Source organism: Mycolicibacterium brumae (assembly GCF_025215495.1).
Classification (GTDB): Bacteria; Actinomycetota; Actinomycetes; order Mycobacteriales; family Mycobacteriaceae; genus Mycobacterium; species Mycobacterium brumae.
The window spans coordinates 3,165,219-3,184,719 of sequence record NZ_CP104302.1 but is presented as its reverse complement, the minus strand read 5'-3'; the positions used below and the strand labels follow the sequence as shown (position 1 = coordinate 3,184,719).

General features: G+C 71.0%; 18 protein-coding genes and 2 riboswitches. Of the genes, 7 read left to right on the top strand and 11 right to left on the bottom strand.

Translation table 11 applies throughout. The annotated features are described in order from the left end of the window. Positions 1–88 precede the first annotated feature (88 nt). Entirely contained in the window at positions 89–1,669 is a 1,581-nt protein-coding gene (locus L2Z93_RS15425) for an aspartate-alanine antiporter-like transporter (RefSeq protein ID WP_090587546.1), read from the top strand. On the opposite strand, the gene L2Z93_RS15420 is transcribed toward L2Z93_RS15425, so the two are convergent. Next, the gene (locus L2Z93_RS15420; protein WP_090587543.1) at positions 1,666–1,947 is read right to left on the bottom strand and encodes a DUF3017 domain-containing protein; all 282 of its coding nucleotides are present in this window, start codon (positions 1,945–1,947) and stop codon (positions 1,666–1,668) included. The two genes, L2Z93_RS15425 and L2Z93_RS15420, sit on opposite strands and share 4 nt — an antisense overlap. Further along, entirely contained in the window at positions 1,944–2,792 is an 849-nt protein-coding gene (locus tag L2Z93_RS15415; protein WP_090587649.1) for a bifunctional methylenetetrahydrofolate dehydrogenase/methenyltetrahydrofolate cyclohydrolase, read from the bottom strand. The genes L2Z93_RS15420 and L2Z93_RS15415 overlap by 4 nt, the downstream gene beginning before the upstream one ends. Before the next feature lie 69 nt (positions 2,793–2,861). Here L2Z93_RS15415 and L2Z93_RS15410 point away from each other — a divergent pair, with 69 nt between their 5' ends. Further along, positions 2,862–5,609: an ATP-binding cassette domain-containing protein gene (locus L2Z93_RS15410; protein ID WP_090587541.1), complete on the top strand. Its 2,748-nt coding sequence runs from the start codon at positions 2,862–2,864 to the stop codon at positions 5,607–5,609. On the opposite strand, the gene L2Z93_RS15405 is transcribed toward L2Z93_RS15410, so the two are convergent. From L2Z93_RS15405 to L2Z93_RS15385, 5 genes are all read right to left on the bottom strand, one after another. Beyond that, positions 5,606–6,169 (bottom strand): pentapeptide repeat-containing protein, encoded by a 564-nt coding sequence (locus L2Z93_RS15405; protein ID WP_090587539.1) that lies wholly within the window; start codon positions 6,167–6,169, stop codon positions 5,606–5,608. The two genes, L2Z93_RS15410 and L2Z93_RS15405, sit on opposite strands and share 4 nt — an antisense overlap. A gap of 6 nt (positions 6,170–6,175) precedes the next feature. Then, positions 6,176–6,898, bottom strand: a complete 723-nt coding sequence (locus tag L2Z93_RS15400; protein ID WP_090587536.1) for a class I SAM-dependent methyltransferase — start codon at positions 6,896–6,898, stop codon at positions 6,176–6,178. Further along, positions 6,895–8,022, bottom strand: a complete 1,128-nt coding sequence (metX, locus tag L2Z93_RS15395) for a homoserine O-acetyltransferase MetX (protein WP_090587533.1) — start codon at positions 8,020–8,022, stop codon at positions 6,895–6,897. The genes L2Z93_RS15400 and metX overlap by 4 nt, the downstream gene beginning before the upstream one ends. Positions 8,023–8,031: 9 nt before the next feature. Next, positions 8,032–9,324: a bifunctional o-acetylhomoserine/o-acetylserine sulfhydrylase gene (locus tag L2Z93_RS15390; protein WP_090587530.1), complete on the bottom strand. Its 1,293-nt coding sequence runs from the start codon at positions 9,322–9,324 to the stop codon at positions 8,032–8,034. 44 nt (positions 9,325–9,368) lie between these two features. Further along, positions 9,369–9,484, bottom strand: a riboswitch (SAM riboswitch). Positions 9,485–9,540: 56 nt separating this feature from the next. After that, positions 9,541–10,377, bottom strand: coding sequence for an epoxide hydrolase EphH (locus tag L2Z93_RS15385; RefSeq protein WP_090587527.1), 837 nt, complete (start codon positions 10,375–10,377; stop codon positions 9,541–9,543). A 77-nt stretch (positions 10,378–10,454) separates the two neighbouring features. On the opposite strand from L2Z93_RS15385, the gene L2Z93_RS15380 reads away from it, so the two are divergent. Genes L2Z93_RS15380 through yhjD form a run of 3 tightly spaced genes read left to right on the top strand, consistent with a single transcriptional unit; the run spans position 10,455 to position 13,396 of the window. Next, positions 10,455–11,270, top strand: a complete 816-nt coding sequence (locus tag L2Z93_RS15380; protein ID WP_090587524.1) for an exodeoxyribonuclease III — start codon at positions 10,455–10,457, stop codon at positions 11,268–11,270. A gap of 25 nt (positions 11,271–11,295) precedes the next feature. Further along, entirely contained in the window at positions 11,296–12,303 is a 1,008-nt protein-coding gene (trpS, locus tag L2Z93_RS15375; RefSeq protein WP_090587521.1) for a tryptophan--tRNA ligase, read from the top strand. A 16-nt stretch (positions 12,304–12,319) separates the two neighbouring features. Next, positions 12,320–13,396: an inner membrane protein YhjD gene (gene yhjD / locus L2Z93_RS15370; RefSeq protein ID WP_090587519.1), complete on the top strand. Its 1,077-nt coding sequence runs from the start codon at positions 12,320–12,322 to the stop codon at positions 13,394–13,396. A gap of 12 nt (positions 13,397–13,408) precedes the next feature. Here the strand turns inward: yhjD and L2Z93_RS15365 are convergent, their stop codons facing one another. After that, entirely contained in the window at positions 13,409–13,726 is a 318-nt protein-coding gene (locus tag L2Z93_RS15365; RefSeq protein WP_090587517.1) for a DMT family transporter, read from the bottom strand. An 11-nt stretch (positions 13,727–13,737) separates the two neighbouring features. After that, a riboswitch (guanidine-III (ykkC-III) riboswitch) is annotated at positions 13,738–13,806 on the bottom strand. A 31-nt stretch (positions 13,807–13,837) separates the two neighbouring features. Between L2Z93_RS15365 and L2Z93_RS15360 the strand changes: the two genes are divergently transcribed. Continuing rightward, a complete protein-coding gene (locus L2Z93_RS15360; protein WP_090587515.1) occupies positions 13,838–14,734 on the top strand; it encodes an NAD(P)H-dependent flavin oxidoreductase in 897 nt (298 codons plus the stop codon). Continuing rightward, positions 14,731–15,480: a hypothetical protein gene (locus L2Z93_RS15355; protein WP_090587512.1), complete on the top strand. Its 750-nt coding sequence runs from the start codon at positions 14,731–14,733 to the stop codon at positions 15,478–15,480. Before L2Z93_RS15360 ends, L2Z93_RS15355 begins: the two co-directional genes overlap by 4 nt. Positions 15,481–15,658: 178 nt before the next feature. Here the strand turns inward: L2Z93_RS15355 and L2Z93_RS15350 are convergent, their stop codons facing one another. From L2Z93_RS15350 to L2Z93_RS15340, 3 genes are all read right to left on the bottom strand, one after another. Beyond that, positions 15,659–16,894, bottom strand: a complete 1,236-nt coding sequence (locus tag L2Z93_RS15350; RefSeq protein ID WP_090587510.1) for a D-alanyl-D-alanine carboxypeptidase family protein — start codon at positions 16,892–16,894, stop codon at positions 15,659–15,661. Positions 16,895–16,972: 78 nt separating this feature from the next. Further along, positions 16,973–18,520, bottom strand: a complete 1,548-nt coding sequence (locus L2Z93_RS15345; protein ID WP_090587508.1) for a PTS ascorbate transporter subunit IIC — start codon at positions 18,518–18,520, stop codon at positions 16,973–16,975. 11 nt (positions 18,521–18,531) lie between these two features. Next, complete coding sequence (locus tag L2Z93_RS15340; protein WP_090587505.1) at positions 18,532–19,323, bottom strand: PTS sugar transporter subunit IIAB; 792 nt, start codon at positions 19,321–19,323, stop codon at positions 18,532–18,534. Positions 19,324–19,501 lie beyond the last annotated feature (178 nt).

Sequence of the window (19,501 nt, the reverse complement as noted above, 5' to 3'; positions counted from 1 at the left end):
TCCCAGCAGCCGCTCGCGGATAACCAGCACCGGTCCGCAGGATGTGATGTGATGCTCCCGTCACGGTCCCTCGGCCGACGGAGCGACAATGCGGTGGTTCGTCGAAAGCCCCCTGCTCACCCTGTTCGTCTGCGTCGGCGTCGGCAGCCTGTTCGGCCGAATCCGCTTCGGCCCGGTGTCTTTCGGGCCGGCGGGCGCGCTGTTCGTGGCGTTGGCGCTGGCCGCCGCCGAGCCCGACGTCGCGCTGCCGCCGATCGTCACGTCGCTGTCGCTGTGCGTGTTCTGCTACATGGTCGGGATCGCGGCCGGACCGTCGTTCGTCAACGCGCTGCGCACGGGCTGGAAGCCGGTGCTGGTGTCGCTGCTGGCGATCGTCGCGATGGCCGGCGCCGGGCTGGCCGCCGGCCGCGCGCTGGGCCTGGACATCCCCACCATCGCGGGGGCGTTCTCGGGCGCCGGCACCGCGACCGCGGCCCTCGGCGCGGTGCAGGGCCAACTCGCCGTCGACGGCGTCCCACCGGTGGAGCCGGCCATCGGCTACGCCGTCGCCTACCCGATCACCGTGCTGCTGACCATCCTGGCCTGCGCGTACCTGATCTCCGCGGGCCGGCGCAAACCCACGCCGGAAGACCAGCAGAAGGTTGAGCCGATCGTGGTGCGCACGCTGGCCATCGTCGGCGACCCCGGGCTCACCGTGCACGGCCTCGACGAGCGCTATCAGGCCGTGGTGTCCCGGCTGACCCGGGCCGGGCGGACCGTCGTCGCGCACGACGCCGAGGCGCTGGCCGACGGGGACCTGCTGACCGTCACCGCGCGCGCCGACGCCGTGCAGCGGCTGATCGCCGATCTCGGCCGCCCGGTCGCCGACGAGCCGTGGCTGGACCGCCACGAGATCGACTTCCGCCGCATCACCCTGTCCAATCCGCGCTACGTCGGGCGGCCGCTGCACGAGCTGCGGATGGAGGAGCGTTTCGACGCGGTGGTGTCCCGGGTCCGCCGCGGCGACGTCGACATCATCGCCACTCCCGACCTTGTCCTGGCCAGTGGCGACCGGCTGCGGGTCACCGCCGCCCGCACCGCGCTGCCGGAGATCACCACCGCGCTGGGGGACTCCGAGCGCACCGCGGGCGATATCAACGGCGTCGGGCTGGGGTTGGGCCTGGCGCTCGGGTTGGTGCTGGCGTTCGCGCAGATCCCGTTGCCCGGCGGGGGAGTCCTGGCGTTGGGCACCGCGACCGCGCCGCTGGTGCTCGGGCTGGTGCTGGGCGCGATCGGGCGCACCGGGCCGATCATCTGGACGCTGCCCGGCAACGTCGCCAACACGCTCAACCAGTTCAGCCTGCTGGTGTTCCTGTCCGCGGTCGGGCTGAGCGCCGGCGGCGGGCTGCTGGCCGCGCTGGCGGACAATGGTGTGGCGCTGGTGGCGCTCGGCCTGGTGCTGGCCGTGACGCACGCGCTGATCTGCGTGGTCGGGCTGCGCACGGTGCTGAAGTTCGGCACCGCGCGCGCTCTTGGCGGGCTGACCGGGTCCCAGCTGAACCCGGCGCCCTACGCCTACGCCTACGGCAAGGTGCCCGACCAGCGGCTGGCGCTCGGCTACGCGGTGTTGTTCCCGGTGTCGATGATCGCCAAGGTGTTCGTCGCGCAGCTCATGGTGGTGCTGCTCTAGTTGGTGCCGAGCGGGTCGATGGTGGCTGCGATGTGCATCATGGCCGCCGCCGCGGTCACCATGGTGGCGAAGTCCAGCGGTTTGGCGCGCACCACCAGCAACCCTGCGGTCTCATCGGAGAGCACCAGCCGAAACGCCGCGGCCACCGCCACCCCGATGCCGATGAGCAGCGCCCCGCGCCGCCAGAACCCGACGGCGACCAAGGCGAACGCGCCGACGAAGATCCCGAACACGGTCAGGATCGGCCATTGGGCGCGCGCCTCGGCCTGCCAGTTCACGCCTGCGACTCCGCCCGTTCGACGACGTTGGTCAGCAGGAACGCCCGGGTCAGCGGGCCGACACCGCCCGGGTTGGGGGACACGTGTCCGGCCACCTCCCACACCGACGGGTGCAGATCCCCGGTGAGCTTGCCGTCGACCCGTGACACGCCGACGTCGACGACGGCGGCGCCCGGTTTCAGCATGTCGGCGGTCACCAGGTGCGGCACGCCGACGGCGGCCACCACGATGTCGGCCTGGCGGGTCAGCGATTCCAGGTCACGGGTGCCGGTGTGGCACAGCGTGACGGTGGCGTTCTCGCTGCGGCGGGTGAGCAGCAGGCCCAGCGGCCGGCCGACGGTCACACCGCGCCCGATCACCACTACGTGCGCACCGGCGATCGGCACCTCGAAGCGGCGCAGCAGCGCGACGATGCCGCGCGGCGTGCACGGCAGCGGGGCGTCCTTGCCCAGCACCAGCCGGCCCAGGTTCGTCGGGTGCAGCCCGTCGGCGTCCTTGTCCGGGTCGATGCGCTCCAGCGCGGCGTTCTCGTCCAGGTGTTTCGGCAGCGGCAGTTGCACGATGTAGCCGGTGCAGGCCGGGTCGGCGTTGAGCTCGTCGATGACGGCGTTGAGCTGGTCGGTGGTGATGTCGGCGGGCAGGTCCCGACGGATCGAGTTGATGCCGACCTTCGCGCAGTCGGAGTGCTTGCCGCGCACGTAGGCCTGCGAGCCGGGATCGTCGCCGACCAGGATGGTGCCCAGCCCCGGGGTGCGGCCGTCGGCGGTCAGCGCCGCCACCCGGCGAGTGAGGTCGACGAAGATCTCGTCGCGGGTCGCTTTGCCGTCCAAGACCGTCGCTGCCACGGGCGACATTCTGCCATTGCCGTCGGCGGGGACTCGGCTCGCCGGTGTCAACCGTTAGAGTTGGTCCCGATGACCGCACCAGCCGCAGCGCCGACCCTGACCGTCCGTTACGAAGGCTCCGAGCGCAACTTCGCCCCAGGCAGTGACATCGTCGTCGGCCGGGATCTACGCGCCGACGTGCGCGTCGCCCACCCGCTGATCTCCCGCGCGCACCTGATCCTGCGCTTCGACCGCGGCCACTGGGTCGCCGTCGACAACGGATCGCTCAACGGGATGTACGTCAACGGCCGCCGGACCCCGACGGTGGACATTCGCGACGGCCTGACCATCAACCTCGGCAACCCCGACGGCCCCACGCTGGGCTTCGCGGTGGGCCGGCACACCGGGTCGGCCGGCCGCACCCCCACCAGCTCCATCCACATCGCGGCGCCGTCGGCGCCGCCCGGGTACCCGACGGGTGGCCAGCAGCGGCCGTACTCGGGCCCCACTCAGACCGGCACCCGCCCGGCGCCCCCGCCGTCGTTCCCGCCCAGCGGCGCGCAGCCGTACCCGCCGCGCCAGCCGTACCCCAGCGGCGCGAACCCGCGCCCGCCCGTGCCGCCGGCCCCGCCCGCGCCGCCGTCGTCGCAGGGCACGCCGACCATGATGGGCCCGGCCGCGACCCCCCGACCGCCGGTCAGCGCGCCCAGCGGCGCCGGTGGAGCCAACATGGCCACCAGCATGCTGAAGATCCTGCGGCCCGGACGGGCGCCGGACGCGCCGGCCGGGGCGATCAAGATCGGCCGCGCCACCGACAACGACATCGTCATCCCCGATGTGCTGGCCTCCCGGCATCACGCCTCGCTGGTGGTCGACGGCGCCGGCGCGCAGATCCTGGACAACCGCAGCATCAACGGCACGTTCGTCAACGGCCACCGGGTCGAGTCGGCGTCGCTGCGGCCCGGCGACGTGGTCACCATCGGCAACATCGACCTCGTCTTCGACGGGGCCACGCTGTCGCGCAAGGCCGCGACCACCGCCGACGCCACCACCGGTGGCCTGGAGGTCCGCGGCCTGACCTGGACCATCGAGGGCAACAAGACCCTGCTGGACAACATCTCGATCAACGCGCGGCCGGGCACCCTGACCGCGGTGATCGGCCCGTCCGGCGCGGGCAAGTCGACCTTCGCCCGCCAGGTCGCCGGCCTCACCTCCCCGACGACCGGCACCGTCACCTTCGAGGGCCACGACATCCACGCCGAGTACGCCTCGCTGCGCTCCCGGATCGGGATGGTGCCCCAGGACGACGTGGTGCACCCGCAGCTGACCGTGCACCAGGCGCTGATGTACGCCGCCGAACTGCGGCTGCCGCCGGACACCAACAAGGAAGACCGCGAGCAGGTCGTCACCCAGGTCCTCGAGGAACTCGAGATGACCAAGCACCGCGACACCCGGGTGGACAAGCTCTCCGGTGGCCAGCGCAAGCGCGCGTCGGTGGCCATGGAGCTGCTGACCGGCCCGTCGCTGCTGATCCTGGACGAGCCGACGTCGGGCCTGGACCCGGCGCTGGACCGCGCCGTCATGACCATGCTGCGCCAGCTGGCCGACGCCGGCCGCGTGGTGCTGGTGGTCACCCACTCGCTGACCTACCTCGATGTCTGCGACCAGGTGCTGCTGCTGGCCCCAGGCGGCAAGACCGCGTTCCTCGGGCCGCCGTCGCAGATCGGGCCGCAGCTGGGCACCACCAACTGGGCCGACATCTTCTCCACGGTCGCCTCGGACCCGGATTCGGCCGGCCGCAACTACCTGGCCCGCTCCGGCCCGGCGCCGGCGGCGCCACCCGCTCAAACACCAACCGACCTGGGTAAACCCGCCAAGACGAGCCTGCTGCGGCAGTTCTCCACGGTGGCCCGGCGGCAGATCAAACTGATCCTCGCCGACCGCGGCTACAGCGCGTTCCTGCTGTTCCTGCCGTTCATCATGGGTGTGCTCTCACTGTCGGTGCCCGGTGGCGGGCCCGACGGGTCGAGCATCGGCTTCGGTGTGCCGATTCCGGCCATCCAGGGCGGTGAGTCCCCGAACGAGCCCGGCCAGATCCTGGTCATGCTCAACGTGGGCGCGATCTTCATGGGCACCGCGCTGACCATCCGCGCGCTGATCGGCGAACGGGCCATCTTCCGCCGTGAGCAGGCCGTCGGCCTGTCCACCAGCGCGTATCTGCTGGCCAAGATCGCGGTCTTCACGGTGTTCGCCATCATCCAGTCGTCCATCGTGATGACCATCGCGCTGATCGGCAACGGTTGGGGCGACGGCGAGTGCCGACCGAAACTCGGCTCCGACGGCCAGCCCGTGCTGGACTCGGCCGGTCAAGCGGTCATGCGGTGCGTGGTGGAACACGGGGCGTTCATCCCGAGCCGTGATCTGGAGATGTACGTCGACCTGTCGATGACCTGCATCGCCGCGGCGATGACCGGCCTGGCGTTGTCCGGGCTGGCGAAATCCGCCGAGCAGATCATGCCGCTGCTGGTGGTGGCGGTGATGAGTCAGCTGGTGTTCTCCGGCGGTCTGATTCCGGTCACCGGCCGTCCGGTGCTCGACCAGCTGTCCTGGATCACCCCGGCCCGCTGGGGCTTCGGCTCCTCGGCCTCGACGATCAACCTGACCGAGTTGGTCGGGCCGCCGATCCTGCCCGACGACCATTTCTGGTATCACACCGCCGGAGCATGGTGGACCAACATCGGCATGCTGATCCTGATCAGCGCGGTCTACGTCGGCTGGGTCCGCTGGCACATCCGGCTCAAGGGCGAGAGCAAGTTCCTGCTGCGGAAGAAGAGCTAGGCCCCAGACCCGCTGACCACCAGACCGTGGGCGGCGGCGAACGCCAGCGCCTGGACGAGGTCGATCTTCGCGCCGCGCAGCGACGCCATCGTCCACAGGTCCGGGTCGGCTTTCGCGCCACGCAGATCCGCGCCGTCGAATTTGGCCCCGCGGGCCCGGACGCCGCTGAGGTCCGCGCCGGTCAGGTTCGCCTCCCGCAGGTCCGCCTCCACCAGTGAGGCTTCCCGCAGCCGGCTCCCGGCCAGCTGCGCCTTGCGCAGGTCCGCGCCGGCGAGGGTGGCCAGCGTCAGGTCCACCTCGGCGAAGGTGACCGGTCGCAGCCGGCAGTCGTTGAACACCGAGCCGATCATCGAGCAGCCGGTGAACGTCGAATGCCACAGCGTCGCGCGGGTGAAGACGCAGTTGCGAAACGCCGAGCCGGTGTGCCGGGACTCGGTCAGCGTCGCCCCGGTGAAGTCGCAGCCGTCGAACACGGTGCGTTCGGTGACCAGCCCGGCGAGGTCGTCGTCGCGGAAATCCGCGCCGGTGAACTCCCGATCGGTCCAGGTCAGCTCGGCCATCGGCGCTCAGGCCAGTGTCGCCCGGATGCACACCGTGTCATACGGCAGCGCGATGCCCGGTGAGTTGGCCAGCGCCGGGTGGGTGGCCAGCAGCGTCCGGACCCGCCCGAGCACCCGCGACTGCACCTGCGCCGGCGAGGTGATGCAGTAGCTGCGCGAGGACACCAGGTCGATCAGGGCCTGCGGAGTGAGGTAGTTCGTCCACTCCACCCGGTGCTGCCGCACGTCGGTGAACGTCGGCGCCAACCCGGAGGCGTAGCGGGCCGGGTCGCTTTCGTGCCCGATGATCTCGCCGAGCTCGTGCACCCAGCCCAGCCGCTCGTCGCGGGTGTTCCACACCAGGCCCAGCCGGCCGCCGGGGCGCAGCACTCGGGCCACCTCGGGGATCGCCCGCTCCGGGTCGAACCAGTTCCACGCCTGGGCCACCAGCACCGCGTCGACGCTGTCATCGGGCAGCGGGATCTCCTCGGCGGTGCCCAGCAGCGCCGGGGTGTCCGGCAGCGACGTCCGCAGCACGTCGAGCATCTCGGTGATCGGGTCGACGGCCACCACGTTCAGCCCGCGTTCCACCAGCCGGGTGGTCAGCTTCCCGGTGCCCGCGCCCAGATCCAGCACGTCGCGCGCCCCGGGCGGCAGCAGCCAGTTGATGGCCTCCGGCGGGTACGACGGGCGGCCCCGCTCGTAGGCGGCGGCTTGGGCGCCGAAGGACAGTGAGCGCGGCGCGCTCACCGCTGCTCCGCCAGCGCCAGCGTGCGGCGGACCAGCGCGGCCACCGTGTCGGCCTCGATCAGGAACCCGTCGTGCCCGTAGGGGGAGTCGATGATCTCCAGGCCGGCGCAGCCGGGCAGCAGCTCGGCCATCTCCTGCTGCAGCCGCAGCGGGTACAGCCGGTCGGTGGTGATGCCGCCGACCACCGTCGGCACCGGACAACCGCGCAGCGCGGCGGCCACCCCGCCGCGGCCGCGGCCGACGTCGTGGGTGCTCAGGGCGTCCGAGAGCGCCACGTAGGTGCCGGCGTCGAACCGGCCGACCAGCTTGTCGCCCTGGTACTCCAGGTAGCTCTGCACCGCGAAGCGGCCGCCGGACAGCGGATCCTCGTCGCCCTGGGCGCCGTCGCCGAATCGGTCGTCGAGTTCGGTTTCGCCGCGGTAGGTCAGGTGCGCGAAGCGGCGGGCGATCGCCAGTCCGGTGTCCGGGCTGCGGCCGGTGCCGTGATAGTCCCCGCCGCACCAGTTCGGGTCGGCCTTGATGGCCGCGATCTGGCTGGTCTGGGTGCCGATCTGATCGGCGGTGGCCCGTGCGCCGACCGCCACCACCAGCGCCGCGCGCACCGCATCCGGATGGCTGACGGCCCATTCCAGCGCCCGCGCGCCGCCGAGCGAGCCGCCCAGCAGTGCCGCCACCTCGGTGATGCCCAGGGCGGCCAGCGCCGCGACGTCGGCGGCCACCTGGTCGCGGACGGTCACCTGCGGGAACCGCGAGCCCCAGGCCCGGCCGTCGCGGGCCAGCGAGCCCGGGCCGGTGGAGCCGCGGCAGCCGCCCAGCACATTGGTGGCGATGACGCACCAGCGGTCGGTGTCGATCGCGGCGCCCGGTCCGGCGATGCCGTCCCACCAACCGGGGGTGGGGTGCCCCGGACCGGCCGGGCCGACCAGGTGCGAGTCGCCGGTCAGCGCGTGCAGCGCCACCACCACGTTGTCGCGGGTCGGCGACAGTTCGCCCCAGCGCTGCACGGCGATGCTGACGTCGTCGAGCACCGCCCCGTTCTCCAGCGTCAGGGCGCCGATGTTGACGACGCCGATCTCGCCCTCGGCGGGCAGGATGGCGGTCGTGGGAATCTCGAAAATGGTCACCTCGCGCCCCTAGACGGCGGCAGTCGCGGCCAGGCCGCGCTCCAGATCGGCCAGGATGTCCTCGATGCCCTCGATGCCGACCGACAGCCGCACCAGGCCGGGGGTGACCCCGGACGCGAGCTGCTCCTCGGCGGAGAGCTGCTGATGGGTCGTCGAGGCCGGGTGGATCACCAGCGAGCGGACGTCGCCGATATTGGCGACGTGGCTGTGCAGCGTCAACGCCTCGACGAACGCCTTGCCCGCGGGCGCGCCGCCGGCCAATTCGAAGGACAGCACCGCGCCGGCGCCGCGGGGCGCCAGCAGCTGGGCCCGCTCGAACCACGGCGAGCTGGGCAGCCCGGCGTAATTCACTGCTGTCACCTCGGGACGGGTCTGCAGGAACTCCGCGACCACCTGGGCGTTGGCGACGTGCCGCTCCATCCGCAGGCTCAGCGTCTCGATGCCCTGGGCGATGAGGAACGCGTTGAACGGCGAGCCGGCTGACCCCAGGTCGCGCAGCAGTTGCACCCGGGCCTTAAGCGCGAACGCCGGCGCGCCCAGATCGGCGAACACCAGCCCGTGATAGCTCGGGTCGGGCTCGGTGAAGCCGGGGAACCGTCCCTGGGTCCAATCGAAGTTGCCGCCGTCGACGATCACCCCGGCGATCGACGTGCCATGCCCGCCAAGGTATTTCGTCGCCGAGTGCACCACGATGTCCGCGCCCAGGCTGATCGGCTGGATCAGGTAGGGGCTGGCGATGGTGTTGTCGACGATCAGCGGGATGCCGTGATCGTGGGCGATGGTGGCGACGCCGGGCACATCGAAAATGTCGATCTGCGGGTTCGAGATCGTCTCGCCGAAGAACGCCTTGGTGTTCGGCCGGATCGCCTGCCACCACTGCTCGAGATTGTCGGGGTCCTCGACGAAGGTGACCTCGATGCCCAGCTTGGCCAGCGAGTGGTGGAACAGGTTGTAGGTGCCGCCGTAGAGCCGCGGCGAACTCACGATGTGGTCCCCGGCGCCGGCCAGGTTCAGGATCGCCAGGGTCTCGGCGGCCTGCCCGGAGGACACGAACAGCCCGGCGACGCCGCCCTCGAGGGCGGCCACCCGCTGCTCGACCACGTCGGCGGTGGGGTTCATCAGCCGGGTGTAGATGTTGCCAGGCTCGGCCAGACTGAACAGCGCCGCCGCGTGATCGGTGCTGTCGAACACATACGAGGTGGTCTGGTAGATCGGCAGCGCCCGAGCCCCGGTGGTGGGGTCGGGTTGCTGGCCGGCATGGACCTGCTTGGTCTCAAAGGACCAGTCTGTGGGGGATGACACGCCTTACTCCTTCGCCTCAGGGGCCCGGAGGAAGTGTGGTGCCGGACCCGCGCTTGCCGTGTAGCCGGAGCTACTCAACCTGGTCATCACCCGGGGCACCCCACCGCGGATGGAGGGTTGCCGGCCAGCAAGCCGGGGCTTGATGCTGGCGCTCATGACCGATTTGCAGAATATCGCAACAGTGCCGGGCGTAGCCACCGGCCCGTAGGGCGCCTGTCAGGCGGGCCGCTGGCCGCGGTCGGATCCGGCGTGCTCCTCGATGAAGCCCATGATGAGCTTCGCGGTCCGCTCCGGGTCCTCGAACATCGGGATGTGCCCGGACCGGTTCAGGTGGGTGACGACGTGCTCCGGGGGCAGTTCGCGCATGAACTGACGGGTGAACCGCGGGTGCGGCAGCACCCGGTCCTTGTCGCAGATGACCAGGTTGGTCGGGGCGTCGGCGTTTGCCAGTTCGGCGAGTCCGGGCAGCAGCAGCGCCTTGACCAGCAGCTGGAAGTAGGCCGGACAGTTGGTGACGTCGTCGATGATGTTCGGCAGGTCGGCCTCGGGCAGCCGCTCGGGGGTGGAGCTGATCGGCACGCTGGCGAACCACCGGGTGAACGGGAACCGCAGCACCCGCTGGCCGAGCACCTTGGCGACCATCCACACCGGCAGGCCGGCGACGAACTTGCCGACGATTTCGAACTTCACCGGCGACAGGTGGTGCCAGCCGCCGGCTGGCGCGATCGCGGTGAGGGTGCGGGCCCGGCCGCGGCGCATCAGCTCGAAGGCCACCCAGCCGCCCAGCGAGTTCCCGACGATGTGCGCGGTTTCCCAGCCCAGCTCGTCCATCCGCCGCTCGATGTCGTCGGCGAGTTCGGCGGTGTCGAGGAAGAACCGCGATTTCACCCCGCCGTTGTGGCCGGGCATGGTCGGCGCGTACACCTCGAACCGGCCGGTCGCGGCCATGATCGGCGCGACGTCCTTCCACACGTTCTGGCTCATCATGAACGGGTGCAGCAGCACGACCGGCTCGCCGGAGCCTTCGTGGATGGGATCGCGAACGGGCCTCATAAGCCGACTGTAGCAATGGCCCGGTACCGCCGGTATCGGGCACGCGGTGTCGGAGGCGTCCTGGATAGTCTCCGAGCATGATCCTCACCACCATCAACGTCAACGGGATCCGAGCCGCGGTGAAACAGCGCTCCACCGACAACCTGGGCCTGCTGGCCTGGCTGAAACTCACCCGCGCCGACGTCATCTGTCTGCAGGAGACCCGGGCCAACGACGATCAGCTCGCCGACGCGCTGGAACCGGCGCTGGCCGACGGCTGGCGCCTGGCGTCGGCCACCTCGGCGGCCAAGGGCCGCAACGGGGTGGCGGTGCTGTCCCGGCGCCCGTTCACCGACGTCCGGGCCGGCTGCGGGCACGACGAGTTCGCCGACCACGGCCGGTACCTGGAGGTCGACCTCGACGACGACGGCCGCACTCTGACGGTGGCCAGCATCTACGTGCCCACCGGCGAGGCCGAGACCGAGCGGCAGCGGGAGAAGGAACGCTTCCTGGACGCCACCGCTGCCCGGATGGCCGAACTGGTGTCCCGCGACGACGCGCAGGCGGTGCTGTGCGGGGACTGGAACATCGCCCCGGCCGAGGTGGACCTGAAGAACTGGAAGGGCAACCTCAAGAAGGCCGGCTTCCTGCCCGAGGAACGTCAGTGGGTCGCCGACCGACTGGCCGGCGGCTGGTCGGACGTCGTGCGCGGGCTGCACCCGGACGTGGCCGGACCGTACAGCTGGTGGAGCTGGCGCGGGCAGGCGTTCGACAACGACTCTGGCTGGCGGATCGACTACCAGCTGGCCACCGCGGGTCTGGCGGCCCGGGCGCGCTCCGGCGGCACCGAGCGGTTCGGCGCCTACGCGCTGCGCTGGACCGACCACGCCCCGGTCACCGTCGAATACGTGTGACAGGCGTGGAAAGATCGGGCAGATCATGAGTGCCAAGCAAGTCGTCTTCTCCGGAGCCCAACCCACCTCTGACTCACTGCACCTGGGCAACGCCCTGGGCGCCGTCGAGCAGTGGAAGGCCATGCAGGACGACTACGACGCCTACTTCTGCGTCGTGGACCTGCACGCCATCACCGTCGCGCAGGACCCCGCCGAGCTGCGCCGCCGCACCCTGGTGACCGCCGCGCAGTACCTGGCGCTGGGCATCGACCCGGCCCGCTCGACGGTGTTCGCGCAGTCCCACGTCCCGGCGCACGCCGAACTGGCCTGGGTGCTGGGCTGTTTCACGGGTTTCGGGCAGGCGTCGCGGATGACGCAGTTCAAGGACAAGTCGGTGCGCCACGGCGCGGAGGCCACCACCGTCGGGCTGTTCACCTACCCGGTGCTGATGGCCGCCGACATCCTGCTCTACGACACCGACCGGGTGCCCGTCGGCGAGGACCAGCGTCAGCACCTGGAGTTGGCCCGCGACCTGGCGCAGCGCTTCAACGCCCGATTCCCGGACATGTTCACCGTGCCCGAGCCGATGATCCCCAAGGCCACCGCCAAGATCTACGACCTGGCCGATCCGACGGTGAAGATGAGCAAGTCCGCGGCCACCGACGCCGGGCTGATCGGGCTGCTCGACGACCCGGCGCGGACCGCCAAGAAGATCCGCTCCGCGGTCACCGACAGCGAGCGCGAGATCCGGTTCGACACCGAGGCCAAACCCGGTGTCTCCAACCTGCTGACCATCCAGTCCGCGATCACCGGCGCGTCGATCGACGCGCTGGTCGAGGGCTACGCCGGCCGCGGCTACGGGGACCTGAAAAAGGAGACCGCCGAGGTCGTCGTCGACTACGTCACCCCGATCCGGGCGCGGGTCAACGAACTGCTGTCCGACAGCGGCGAGCTGGAGTCGGTGCTCGCCGCCGGCGCGCAGCGGGCCTGCGAGGTGTCTGAGCGCACCCTCGGGCGGGTATACGACGCCTTAGGATTCCTTCCGCGACGGTGACCAAGGGAGTTCGGCGATGACCGAAACCGCGCAGACCGAAACCGCGCAGACCGAGACTGCGCAGATCGAGGAGAAGAAGCCCGGCCTGCTGGACCGGCTGCGCACGCGTTGGCATTGGTTCGACCACGTGTGGCGCGCCCAGCTGCGCTACAACGACAGCAAAGGCGATTTCTACGCCGCGGGCATCACCTACTACACGATCTTCTCGATCTTCCCGCTGCTGATGGTCGGCTTCGCCACCGGCGGTTTCGTGCTGGTCAACCACCCGGAGCTACTGGACCACATCGAGAATCAGATCCGCTCGTCAATCAGCGGCGACTTGGGCACCCAGGTCATCGACCTGATGGACTCGGCGATCGCGTCGCGCACCTCGGTCGGTGTGATCGGTCTGGCGACCGCGTTGTGGGCCGGGCTGGGCTGGATGGCCAACGTCCGCGAGGCGCTGACCCAGATGTGGGGCCAGTACCGCAGCGTGAAGCCGACGTTCGTTCGCGGCAAGCTGTCGGACCTGCTCGCGTTGGCGACCACCGGGCTGGCGCTGGCGCTGACCATCGGCCTGACCGCGCTGCGCAACACCCCGCTGTTGGCGAATCTGCTGGACTGGCTGGGCGTGCCCGACTCGCCGCTGACCTCGGCCTTGCTGCGCACCGCGTCGCTGCTGATCTCGGTGCTGGTGGCGTGGATGATGTTCTCCTGGATGATCGCCCGGCTGCCGCGCGAGCACGCCAGCATCCGGTCCTGCCTGCGCGCCGGCCTGATCGCCGCGGTGGGATTCGAGGCGTTCAAGCAGGTCGCCTCGATCTACCTGAAGTCGGTGCTGACCGGCCCCGCCGGGGCGACGTTCGGCCCGGTGCTGGGTCTGATGGTGTTCGCCTACGTCACCGCGCGTCTGGTGTTGTTCGCCACCGCGTGGGCGGCCACCGCACGGGAGAACCGCGCCGAGGACGTCATCGAACCGCCGTCGGAGCCTGCCGTCATCAACAACCGGGTCATCGCTCCGGCGCCGTTGGCTCCCGCCCAGGCGGCCGCCGCGGCGTTGGCCGGCGCCGCCGGCGCGCTGGGCTGGTCGCGGTGGCGCAACCGGCGTCACTGACCTCACTGATCCTCACTGACCGACGAGCTGCAGCCCCACCACCGCGCCGATCAGCATGACCAGCAGCGCGATCTTGACCGGTGACGCCGATTCGCCGCCGGTGGCCATGGCGTAGCCGACGGTCAGCGCCGCGCCGATGCCCACCCACACCGCGTAACTGGTGCCGGTGGGCAGGGTGCGCATGGCGTAGCCGAGACCCAGCATCGACGCGATCAGAGCGACGCCGAACACCGCCGTCGGGACGCCGCGGGTCAGTCCGTCGGAGCGACCCAGCGCGGTGGCCCACACCGCTTCCAGGGCGCCCGAGACGATCAACACGAACCAAGCCATGAGGCGCCTCCGCTGCGCCCGTCTTGTCGCTGTCCGGGTACGGCGCGCCCCTCGTCCGGTGTCATCTCCGGTGACACCGCGACCGTAGCAAATCCGGGTAGCGTCCCCGGCATGTCGATTTCCACACCCTGGAGCCGCCGGATGGGGCTCGCGCTGCCGATCGTCAACGCGCCGATGGGTGGCGCGGCCGGGGGCCGGCTCGCCGCGGCGGTCACCGCGGCCGGCGGTCTGGGCATGATCGGGATGGGCAGCGCGGCCACCCCCGAGGCGTTGGCCACCGAACTGGCCGAACTGTTCGAGCTCGGCCCGTTGGGCGGGCCGCGGCCGTTCGGCATCGGGCTGGTGCACTGGGTGATGACGGACAATCCGGCGCTGCTGGACACCGCGCTGGCGGTCGCGCCGACGGCGCTGAGCGTCAGCTTCGGCGACGAGTTCTCCTGGGTCTGCCGCGCCCACGACGCGGGGGCGCTGGCGGTGACTCAAGTCGCCGACGTCGACGCCGCCCGACGGGCCGCCGGTGCGGGCGTCGACGTGCTGGTGGCGCGCGGGGCCGAGGGCGGCGGGCACGGGGAGCCACGGATCGGCACGCTGCCGCTGCTGGCGGAGGTGCTCGACGCCGTCGACGTCCCGGTGCTGGCCGCCGGCGGGGTGTCCACCGGCCGGGCACTTGCCGCGGTGTTGGCCGCTGGGGCCGCCGGAGCGTGGCTGGGCACTGTGCTGACCACCTGCGCCGAGGCGCTGACCAGGCCGGGGGACCGGGACCTGCTGCTGGGCGCGGGCTCCGCGCAGACCGCCCTGACCGCCGAGTTCGACGTCGCCGCGGGCTACCGCTGGCCGGCGTCGCAGCCGGAGCGGGTGCTGATCGACGCCGCCGGGACCGCGCTGCCCGTCAACGCCGGTCAGGGCGTCGGATCGGTGCGATCGTCGCGACCGGCCGCCGAGGTGGTCGCCTCGTTGGCCGAGGACGCGGCCGCGCTGCTGCGGCGGGTGGGCGCCGAGGTGCTGTGAGGCTGGCGCAGTGGCGGGAGAACGCGGGCCGGCGCGGTGTCGGCCCGCCGGCCCTGGCCGCCATCGCCGATCGCTGCCGGATCACCGCGGATTCCTTCGCGGTGCTGGACGCGCTGACCGAGATCACCGATCCGGCCGGAAAGTCCTTCTTCGCGATCCCGGCCGGCTCGAGCGCCGGTGACATCGCCGCTGCGGTCCTGATGACCTATGTGCTCAACGCCGGAACCGGGTACCGCGCCGCCGGCGCCCCCGGGGATTTCGCCGAGACGCCGTACTCGGTTGCCGAGGTTCGGCGCATCGCGGCTCGCCAGCGCCGCAACCGGTGGAGTTACCCGCGGGCTGCCCTGGCGGTGAATCGGGGCGGCGCGCTGGCCACCACCCCCAACGGCATGCTGATGGGGGTGGGTGGCCCGGTGTTGTCGGCGGTCAGCTTCCGCGGCGGCACCACCTGGGGCGATGTGTTCGCGGTCAATGTCGCCGCAGCCGGGGATCCCGTCGAGGCGCTGCGCGCCAATATCGGTTGCGGGCGAGCGTGTTTCGCCCGCGACGACGGCGTGCTGCGGGCCGGCTCACTGAGCCTGGACCGGCTGCTGCACCACGAAGAACGGCACGCCCAGCAGTGGGCGGTGCGCGGCGCGGCCCGGATGGTCGCCGATTACGCGGCCGGCCAGCTGTACGCGGCCACGACCGGGCGCCCGCATCCGATGGAGGTCGACGCCGGGCTGTCCGACGGTGGGTACCGCTAGACCGCAAGCAATGCCGAGCGTGCGCTGGGTCGCGAGCGAAACCGGAGCCTGCGGAGGTTTGCGCAGCGGGCTCGTTGACGGGTCCGCGTCAAAGTGTGCGCGAAATCGGGGGTGCCGAGGGCGCATTGCCCTTTGGCCGTGCGTTTTCGTGCACATTTTGACGATCGGGATCGTCCGGCTAGATCGCGCGGCGATTGAACGACCGGGCGCCCATGATCAGCGCGAACACCACCAGCGAGCCGACCACCCCGACACCCACCCGAACCGGGGTGGCGTCGGCGGCCGGAAGCAGGTCGAGGGCCTTGATGGCGGTGTCTTCGGCGACGTCGGGCTCGGGCGCGACCAGCGCCGGATCCGGCTCGACGAGTTGGCCGACCGAGGTGCCCGGCTCGGTGCCGAACCCGTAGTCCAGCAGCCGGGCGGCCTGCTCCCACGGCGCGATCGGCACCCGGGTGCCGCGCAGCAGCACCGCGACCAGCCGTCGACCGTCGCGCTCGGCGGCTCCGACGAAGGTCTGCCCGGCGTCGTCGGTGTAGCCGGTCTTGCCGCCGAGAGCCCCGGGGTAGTTGTGCAGCAGCTTGTTGTCGTTCTCCATCTCGTACCCGGGCCGCTCCGGGTCGCCCGGGAAGAAGTAGCTGCGGGTGCCGACGATCTGTGCGAACGCCGGGTTCGACCAGGCGTAGCGGTAAAACAGGCCGACGTCGTAGGCGGAGGTGCTCATGCCGGGGCCGTCCAGGCCCGACGGGGTCGCCGCGCGGGTGTCCCGGGCGCCGAGCTGGCTGGCCAGGGTGTTGATCTTGCCCATGGTGGCGGGCATGCCGCCGAGCTGACCGGCCAGAGCGGTGGCGGTGTCGTTGCCGGACACCATCAGCAGGCCGTGCAGCAGATCGTTGACGGTGTAGGTGCCGCCCGGGTTCACCCCGGCCTTGCTGCCCTCGGTGCGGGCGTCCTCGATGGTGCCGGCGACCGGCTTGTTCAGATTGAGCTCGTTGAGCGACTGCATGGCGATCAGCACCTTGATCACCGAGGCCGGGCGGTGCCGGCCGTGCGGGTCGCGGGCGGCGATGATCTCGCCGGTGTCCAGGTCCGCCAGCAGCCAGGCCTCGGCGGAGACGTCCTCGGGCGCGGGACCGGCGCCCTCGGCGGTGATGATTCCGCAGTTGCTCAGCGCGTCGCCGCCGACGGTCTTGACCGGGACCGGCAGCGGCCCGGGGGTCGGGTCACCGGGCTTGGGCACCTCGGAGGCGTCGACGGCGGGCGGGGTGCTGACCTTGTACGGGCACTCCGGTACCGCGGGGGCGTCGGGTTCGGGGTCGGCGATCGCGCTCGGCGCGAACAGCACCGGAGCGACGACCATGAGCAGCGCTGCGGTCAGCGCGGACAGCCTGCTGGTGCGTGATCGTGAGGTCCCCATTGTGAACAGCAGAGTAGGCGAGGATAGGGCCGATCCCGCGGCGGCGCGCTGTTACGGATGGGATTAATGATGCAATTGTTACTGCGGCGGGGGAGGCGGCTTGGGCGCTCCGGCCGGCGGCGGGATCTTCGGGTAGCTGCGGCCCGCCGGAACCGGCGCGCTGTCCGCGCCAGCCGCGACCGGCATCTCCCGGCCCGGTGACGGGTCCCACCCGGTGTCCACCAGCTTGCGCTGCACCAGCACCGCCAGCACCAGCAGCAGCACCCCGATCAGCACCATCACCACCGCGCCCGGCCAGGAGCCCAGCTTGGCGGCGTTGCCGAGCAGGATGCCGTACCAACCGAAGTCGGTGTCGCCGAAGGTGGTGTTGCCGATCATGCCGATCACCTGCACCAGCAGCGCGGGCAGGAAGGTGATCAGCAGGCCGTTGACGAAACCGCCGGCGATCGCGCCGCGCCGCCCGCCGGTGGCGTTGCCGTACACGCCCGCCGCGCCGCCGGTGAAGAAGTGCGGCACCAGTCCGGGTAGCACCAGCACCAACCCGAACGCCGGGCCGAGCCACAGCGACAGCACCGCCAGCCCGACCAGTCCGGCGGCGAAGCTGGACAGGAAGCCGATCAGCACCGCGTTCTGCGCGTACGGGAAGACGATCGGCGCGTCCAGGGCCGGGACCGCGCCGGGCACCACCCGCTCGGCGATGCCCTGGAAGGCCGGCACCAACTCGCCCAGGATGGTCCGGACGCCGAACAGGATCACCGCGACGGCCACGCCGAAGCTCAGGCCCTCGGTGACCCCCTTCATCAGGAAGTTGCCGACGCCGGTCGCCGCGCCGGCCCCGGTGTCGTCGGCGTAGGCGGTGAACGCGGTGTCGCCGCCGACCCGGCTCAGGTAGATCAGCGACACCACCAGGTACATCAGCACCATCGACAGCGCGGTGGCGACCATCGAATCGCGCAGGAAGCGCAGCCCCTCGGGCAGTTTCAGGTCCTCGGTGGACTTGCTCTTGGCGCCGCCGACGAACCGTCCGGTGATGCCGGAGGCGATGTAGCCCAGGGTGCCGAAGTGCCCGATGGCGATGGAGTCGTCGCCGGTGATCCGTCGGGTCCAGGGCTGGGAGATGGCCGGCAGGGACACCATCACCACCGCCAGCAGGAACCCGCCGAGGACGATCACCGCCCAGGCGGGGAGCTCGCCGGTGGCCAGCACCATGGTCAGCAGGGTCGCCATGAACAGGATGTGATGCCCGGTCAGGAAGACGTAGTGCAGCGGGGTGAACCGCGCCAGCACCAGGCTGATCGCGAAGCCGAGGATCATCAGCCAGGCCACCCGCGCGCCGAACTCCTGCTGCGCGATGCCGACGATGGCCTCATTGGTGGGCACCACGCCCTGTTGGCCGGCCGCCCCGGAGATCATCACCCCCAACGGTTCCAGCGATTTCACCACCAGGGTGGCGCCCGCGCCGATCAGCAGGAAGCCCAGCGTGGCCTTCAGCGCGCCGCCGATCACCTGGCCGGTGGACTTGCGCAGCGCGATCAGGCCGACGGCGGTGATGATGCCGATCAGGTAGGCGGGAACCGCCAGGATCTCGTTGACGATGAATTCGGCGAAGCTGGCAAGCCATCCCATTTCCGGGCTCCTTAGACGTCGTAGGACTCGCGCAGCGCCGCGTCGATCTCGGCGGTGGAGGTGAAGTTCTCGATCACTCGGACTGGCACGCCCACATCGCCGAGGGTCCGGGCGATTTCGCCGGAGGTGAGGATCAGGTCGGCGTCCTTGGCCTTGCCCTTGGCCGAGATGGTGTCGGTGGCCTCGACGGTCAAGAACGGCGACCAGCCCCACGCGGTCAGCACCTGCTCCAGGGTGTTTTTCAGAAACAGGCTGGTGCCCAGGCCATTTCCGCAGACGGTGAGGATCAGGTTGTTGGTGCGGCGCCCGCCCACATCGGGTTCGGTCGGCACGACGGGCACGGTCGCGGGCTCCGGCTCACCGGCGATCACCTGGAGGAGTTCCTCGGGGGTGGCGGCGGTGTCGAGCTTGGCGCGACGGGTCTTGTCGCCCAACAGTTTTGCCAGCTCGGCCATCGCCTTGTTGTGGGCGCCGGTGTCGGTGGCGGCCAGCGCCACCACCAGCGTGACCGGGTCATTGCTCTTGTGCCCGAACGCGACCGGGGACGCCAGTCGGATCCAGGACATCCCGGTGCGGCGCACGGCCTCCGACGGCCGGGCGTGCGCGAACGCGAAACCCGGCGCGACGACGATGTAGGGGCCGTTGGTCTCGACGTTTTCGATCATCGAGTCGGTGTAGGCCTGCTCGGCGACGCCGTCGTGTTCCAACAGGGCCCCGGCGGCGCGGATGGCGGACTGCCAGTCCGGGGCGTCGACGTCGAGCGCGATGCGGCTCGCGTCGAGCAGATCGGTGATAGCGGACATGTCCGACATTCTCACCGGGGAGCGGTGCGAATGTGGAGGTTTGGAGGTCGCGGGCTGGAACCGACCCTGGGAAGCTTCACGAGCGCCGCTTATTGCACGAGCGCCGCTTCTCGCACGTGTTTCCCCAGGACGGGGTGGGCGGAAAGTGGCGCTCGTGCAAAAAGCGGCGCTCGTCAGT